Consider the following 5,385-nt stretch of genomic DNA (forward strand, 5'->3'; position numbering starts at 1 on the left):
GACATGAATGAACAGGAGAAAATGATTTATTACTTTTTGAATTGCCACAAAGGAATGGATGATAGTAAAATTAAGGTAATGATAGAAAATGATGAGGTGATTCAGATGTTAGAGAAGCGTGTAGAAACGATATCGGATGATCGTTGGAAGAAAATAATAGAAGATTTTCAAAAATTACATGAAAATGAAGAACGAATTGAACTACAGCTTGAACTTGAAGAAGCTCAAAGACAGATGAAAGAGGCTCGTAAAGACAAAGAAGAAGCTCGTAAAGATAAAGAAGCAGCTCGTAAAGAGGAAGAAGAAGCTCGTAAAGAGAAAGAAGAAGCTCGTAAAGAGAAAGAAGAAGCAAGAAAGGCAATACTAGAAGCTGATAAGAAAGTGGAACAGATGGTTCGTAAGATGCATGAATCTGGATTGAGTCTTGAACAAATATCTGTATATTGCTCACTAAATGTGGATGAAATTCAGGTATTGATAAAATCATAAATTTTGTGTTGCATTTAAAAAAATGTTTGTTTATAATAAAGCCATCCTTTGTAAAGGCAATGAAAAGAAGAAGTAGTCGTGGATGCTGCTGATAGTGAGTTCCTGATGGTGGAAATGGAACAGTAAGCACAGGGTGAACGTGTCTTAGAGCTAAGCTTTCGAAGATTGAGGAAGCTTCGGATACTCCCGTTATGAGTTAAGGGCTTGTACGTTTGTGCAGGAAATAAGGTGGTACCGCGATTTTATAGTCGTCCTTGTATATTCAAGGGCGGCTTTTTTTGTTAGAAAGGGAATGGTAGATATGAAAAAAGGATTTAAATTAATTTCGGCATTTTTAGTAAGTTTTATGATCATGATGTCTAGTGTTATGCCTGCATTTGCCGATGAAACAGACACATCAACAACAGGCGATTTATTAGACAAGATTCAAGAAAGAGGAGAATTGATTGTAGGTACATCTCCTGATTTTCCACCTAATGAATTTATTGACTCCACAAAAACAGGACAAGCTCAATATGTAGGTTCTGATATTGAATTGGCAAAATATATTGCAAAAAAGATGGGTGTTAAACTTACAATCAAAGCCTCAAGTTTTGATACAGTTTTGGCAAACCTTCAAACAGAAGAAATTGACTTAGCTATCACTGGATTGGCTTATACACCAGCTCGTGCTCAACAGATGGAAATGTCTATTGGATACAACATTAATGAAGATACGGGTGGACAGGCTGTTATCATTTCCAAAAAAGATGAAGAAAAATATAAAAAATTAACAGATTTAACTGGCTTAAAGGTGGCTGCTCAACAAGGATCGATCCAGCAACAATATACAGAAGATCAAATTCCAGACGCAAAACTACAATCGATTTCGACAATTGATGATGGTGTTGCTCTATTAAAGAATGGTACTGTACAAGCTGTCGCATGTTCTGAAGGTACGGCGGATGAATATATTGAAAAGAACTCTGAATTAGCTAAGTTAGATGAATTATTCAATATTGATCAAGATTATGCAGGTAACCGTGTTGGTGCTCCATTAGGTGAAAAAAGATTGATGGATGAAGTCAATAAAATCTTAAAGGAAGTCAACAAAAAAGGTTTATATGAAGAGTGGTATAAAGTCGCAAAGAAACAAAGTAGCGAACAATTCACATTAACCGCAACTGGATTCTTTGGAACATGTGTTCAAATCGTTCAATATTGCTGGCCACAATTATTAAAAGGTTTAGGAATTACTTTAGGACTTGCAGCAATTACTGTAATCTTTGGTACAATTATTGGTGGACTATTTGCCCTAGTAAAATTATCAAAGAATAAAATCGTACAAGTGATTGCCGGTGTATATGTAGAATTGATTCGTGGAACACCATTGTTACTACAATTATGGTTATTTATTAATATCTTCTCATATTTGACAAATGGAAATATGCCAATGATCGTCAGTGTTATCATTGCGTTGATTATCAACTCAAGTGCATATGTGGCAGAAATTATCCGTTCAGGTATTCAGTCAGTGGATAAAGGTCAAAGAGAAGCTGCTAAATCATTGGGTATGTCAAACGTACATATGATGACTAAGATCATTATTCCTCAAGCTATCAAGAATATCTTACCTGCATTAGGTAATGAATTCGTTATGATGATTAAGGAAACATCTTTGGCAAGTACATTCTATATTGGAGAATTAATGACGGTTAACAGTGTTATTAAATCGGCTACTTATAAGTCTATTGAACCATTAGTAATTGTTGGTTTGATCTACTTTATTGTTACATATTCATTATCAAAATTAATTAAATACATGGAAGGGAAGTTGAGTGTCAGTGACTAAGGAACTAATTGTCGTAAAAGACTTACATAAAAATTTTGGGGATCTTGAAGTATTAAAAGGAATTGATCAAATCATTCATCAAGGAGAAGTTGTTAGTATTATTGGACCTAGTGGTTCGGGAAAATCTACTTTCTTACGTTGTTTAAACTTATTAGAAAAACCATCAAGTGGACAAATTATTTTTGAAGGGGTGGATATTGCAGCAGAAAATGTGGATATTGATACACACCGTAAAAAGATTGGAATGATCTTCCAGCACTTTAATGTATTCCCACACTTAACAGTTTTAGAAAATATTACCATCACACCAATTCTAGAACTTAAAACACCAAAGGCTCAAGCTGAAAAAGAAGCTATCGAATTGCTTAAAAAAGTAGGCTTGGAAGATAAGAAGGATGAATATCCAAGAAAATTATCTGGTGGACAAAAACAGCGTCTAGCTATTGTGCGTGCTCTAGCTATGCATCCAGATGTAATTTTATGTGATGAGCCAACGAGTGCACTTGATCCAGAAATGGTAAAGGGTGTACTAGAAGTTATCAAAGAATTGGCAGATCAAGGAATGACAATTGTGATTGTTACACACGAAATGGGATTTGCCCGCGAAACAAGTGATCGCGTATTATTTATGGATGAAGGTATTATTCAAGAACAAGGAACTCCAGAAGATATCTTTGAACATCCACAAAATCCAAGAACCATCAAATTTTTATCACAAGTATTATAAGCTTGGGCACATGCTCAAGCTTTTATTATGGTATAATTTATTAAATTGGAGGAAATTGATATGAATGCAGAATGGTCATTAGACGTATTGTACAAGGGATTTGATGATCCTAAATTTAGTGAAGATTTAACATCTTTTGAAAAGAAGGCAAAAGAATTAGATGAACTATCAAAGACTTTAAGTCATGAAAATGAGAAGGAAGATCTTCTTAAAATTGTTAAAGTATTAGAAGAGTTTGAATTATTAGAAAAACATTTGAGCTGCTTTGGATTTTTAAGCCAATCCACAAATACGGCAAATGCGAAAGCGGCAGCAGCTATTGATAAAGTAGCTACAATCGCAAGTACAGCTAGTAAGGCTATGGCTGTGTTCTCTCGCTATATTGCGGATATGAAAGATTTAAATAGTTATTTAGATCGTCCAGAACTTTGTGAATATAAATATTTTTTAAATGATATTCATGAAAGTGGAAAATACTTATTAAGTGAAGACGTTGAAGAAGCACTAGCTAAAATAAATATTTCTGCAGGTTCAGCTTGGGAGAAGCAACAAAGCTTACTTACAAGTTCATTGGAAGTAGAATATGATGGTAAAAAGTTACCTTTGGCATCGGTTCGTAATCTAGCTTATGATGCTGATAAAGAAGTTCGTAAAGCTGCTTATGAAGCTGAAATTAAAAGCTATGCACCGATTGCGGATGCCGTTAGCTTTTCTTTAAATAACATTAAACTACAGGTTATTACCGAAGCTAAAATGCGAGGCTATGAAAGCCCAATGGATATGACACTACACCAGTCTCATGTATCCCAAAAAACATTAGATGCACTTTTAAGTGCTATGCAGAAATACTTGCCAGTATTCCATAAGTATTTGAAAAGAAAAGCTGAAATGCTTGGATATGAAAATGGTCTTCCTTGGTATGAATTGTTTGCGCCAATTGGAAAATCAGCTACGACAAGTTTTACTCCAGAAACCACAAAAGAATATTTGGTCAATCATTTCAGACCGTTCTCTGATGACTTGGCCGATATGATGGAAGAAGCTTTTGACAATAGCTGGATTGATTTTTATCCACATAAAGGAAAAGTTGGTGGTGCTTTCTGCTGCAATATGCCATTTGTGAAACAATCACGCGTATTAACAAACTTTGATGGAGGACTTGGAGACGTAGTTACTTTGGCTCATGAACTTGGACATGCATATCATGGATTAAATATTGAAAGTCATAGACCATTAAACTGGGAATATTCTATGCCGGTAGCAGAAACGGCAAGTACATTCAATGAAAATATCATTATGAATGCAGTGATTGATGAAACTGAAGATAAAGAAGTTAAACTAGGTTTAATTGAAAATCAGCTTCAAGATCTATGTCAAATTATCTGTGATATTTACTCTCGCTACTTATTAGAAAAAGCTGTATTTGACAGAAGAAGTGATGAATTCTTATTCAAGGATCAGTTGAATGAAATTATGTTGGACGCACAAAAACAAGCTTATGGTGATGGACTGGATCCAACTTGTCTACATCCATATATGTGGGTTTGTAAATCACACTACTATTCTTCAGATCTAAGTTATTATAACTGGCCATATGCCTTTGGTGGATTGTTTGCGCGAGGCTTAGTTGTGAAATATCAAGAAATGGGTAAAGAAAAATTTGTTCCTAAATATAAAGAGATGTTACACACAACAACCGTTGCTTCTGTAGAAGATACAGCTAAAGTATTGGGTATTGATTTAACGGATGAAGCATTTTGGATTTCTGCGTTAGAAACCGCAAAATCAAGAATTGAAGAATTTATCGAATTATCGAAATAATTGCTTGGAAACAAGCAATTTTTTTCTGCAAAAGTTCACAAATGATGATATAATCTATTGCGTTCGAAATTTTTTCTGGGGGAGATTTAATGAGTACAGAGATGTTGATGAAAAATAGAGAACGTTTTATCAAAAACGTAAACAGTAATGAGAATGGTGCTGCCGCCCTTTCTTTAAGATTATTTTGTTACGCTAGATTTATGGCTGTAAAAAACCCGTATGCTGAAACGCATGACTGGGTATATGAAAACGAATTGACAAGTGCCCAAGCTAATCAATATGTATTTCGCTTATTGGATGGAAGTACAGAAAGACCATCTATGGATATGTTGATTCGTAAATTAAAAAGTGTTCGTTTGGTTCGTGATAGTGAAATGAATGGTAGAAAAATTTATGTCATTAAGTTCACGGATATCGAAATGGAAGAATTGATGAACAAGAGCATTATTGATAAGCCAAGCGAAAAGTTATTAAAAGAAAAGAAGACTTCTGTAAAGAAAGAAAGAGAAGAAGTAGT

General features: G+C 34.4%; 4 protein-coding genes, 1 pseudogene and 1 other annotated feature. All 5 genes and pseudogenes read left to right on the forward strand.

Going from position 1 to position 5,385, the window contains the following annotated elements:
• Window positions 1–489, forward strand: a pseudogene (locus tag Q0F04_RS11250) (hypothetical protein); the annotation flags it as partial.
• 50 nt (window positions 490–539) lie between these two features.
• Window positions 540–748, forward strand: a binding site (T-box leader).
• A gap of 42 nt (window positions 749–790) precedes the next feature.
• Window positions 791–2,320 carry an ABC transporter substrate-binding protein/permease gene (locus Q0F04_RS11255; RefSeq protein WP_295753349.1) on the forward strand — a complete coding sequence of 510 codons (1,530 nt, stop codon included), beginning with the start codon at window positions 791–793 and terminating at the stop codon, window positions 2,318–2,320.
• Window positions 2,313–3,047, forward strand: a complete 735-nt coding sequence (locus Q0F04_RS11260; protein WP_295569970.1) for an amino acid ABC transporter ATP-binding protein — start codon at window positions 2,313–2,315, stop codon at window positions 3,045–3,047. The genes Q0F04_RS11255 and Q0F04_RS11260 overlap by 8 nt, the downstream gene beginning before the upstream one ends.
• 60 nt (window positions 3,048–3,107) lie before the next feature.
• Window positions 3,108–4,868 carry a M3 family oligoendopeptidase gene (locus tag Q0F04_RS11265; RefSeq protein ID WP_295753351.1) on the forward strand — a complete coding sequence of 587 codons (1,761 nt, stop codon included), beginning with the start codon at window positions 3,108–3,110 and terminating at the stop codon, window positions 4,866–4,868.
• 89 nt (window positions 4,869–4,957) lie between these two features.
• Window positions 4,958–5,385 (forward strand): hypothetical protein (locus tag Q0F04_RS11270; RefSeq protein ID WP_295753353.1); only part of this gene is annotated, 428 nt, incomplete at its 3' end.

Origin of the sequence: uncultured Holdemanella sp. (assembly GCF_934772795.1) — a bacterium.
Taxonomy (GTDB): Bacteria; Bacillota_I; Bacilli_A; order Erysipelotrichales; family Erysipelotrichaceae; genus Holdemanella.

Coding starts and splice junctions, on each gene's coding strand:
- Q0F04_RS11255 (WP_295753349.1), top strand. CDS start 791: ATGAAAAAAGGATTTAAATTAATTTCGGCATTTTTAGTAAGTTTTATG.
- Q0F04_RS11265 (WP_295753351.1), top strand. CDS start 3,108: ATGAATGCAGAATGGTCATTAGACGTATTGTACAAGGGATTTGATGAT.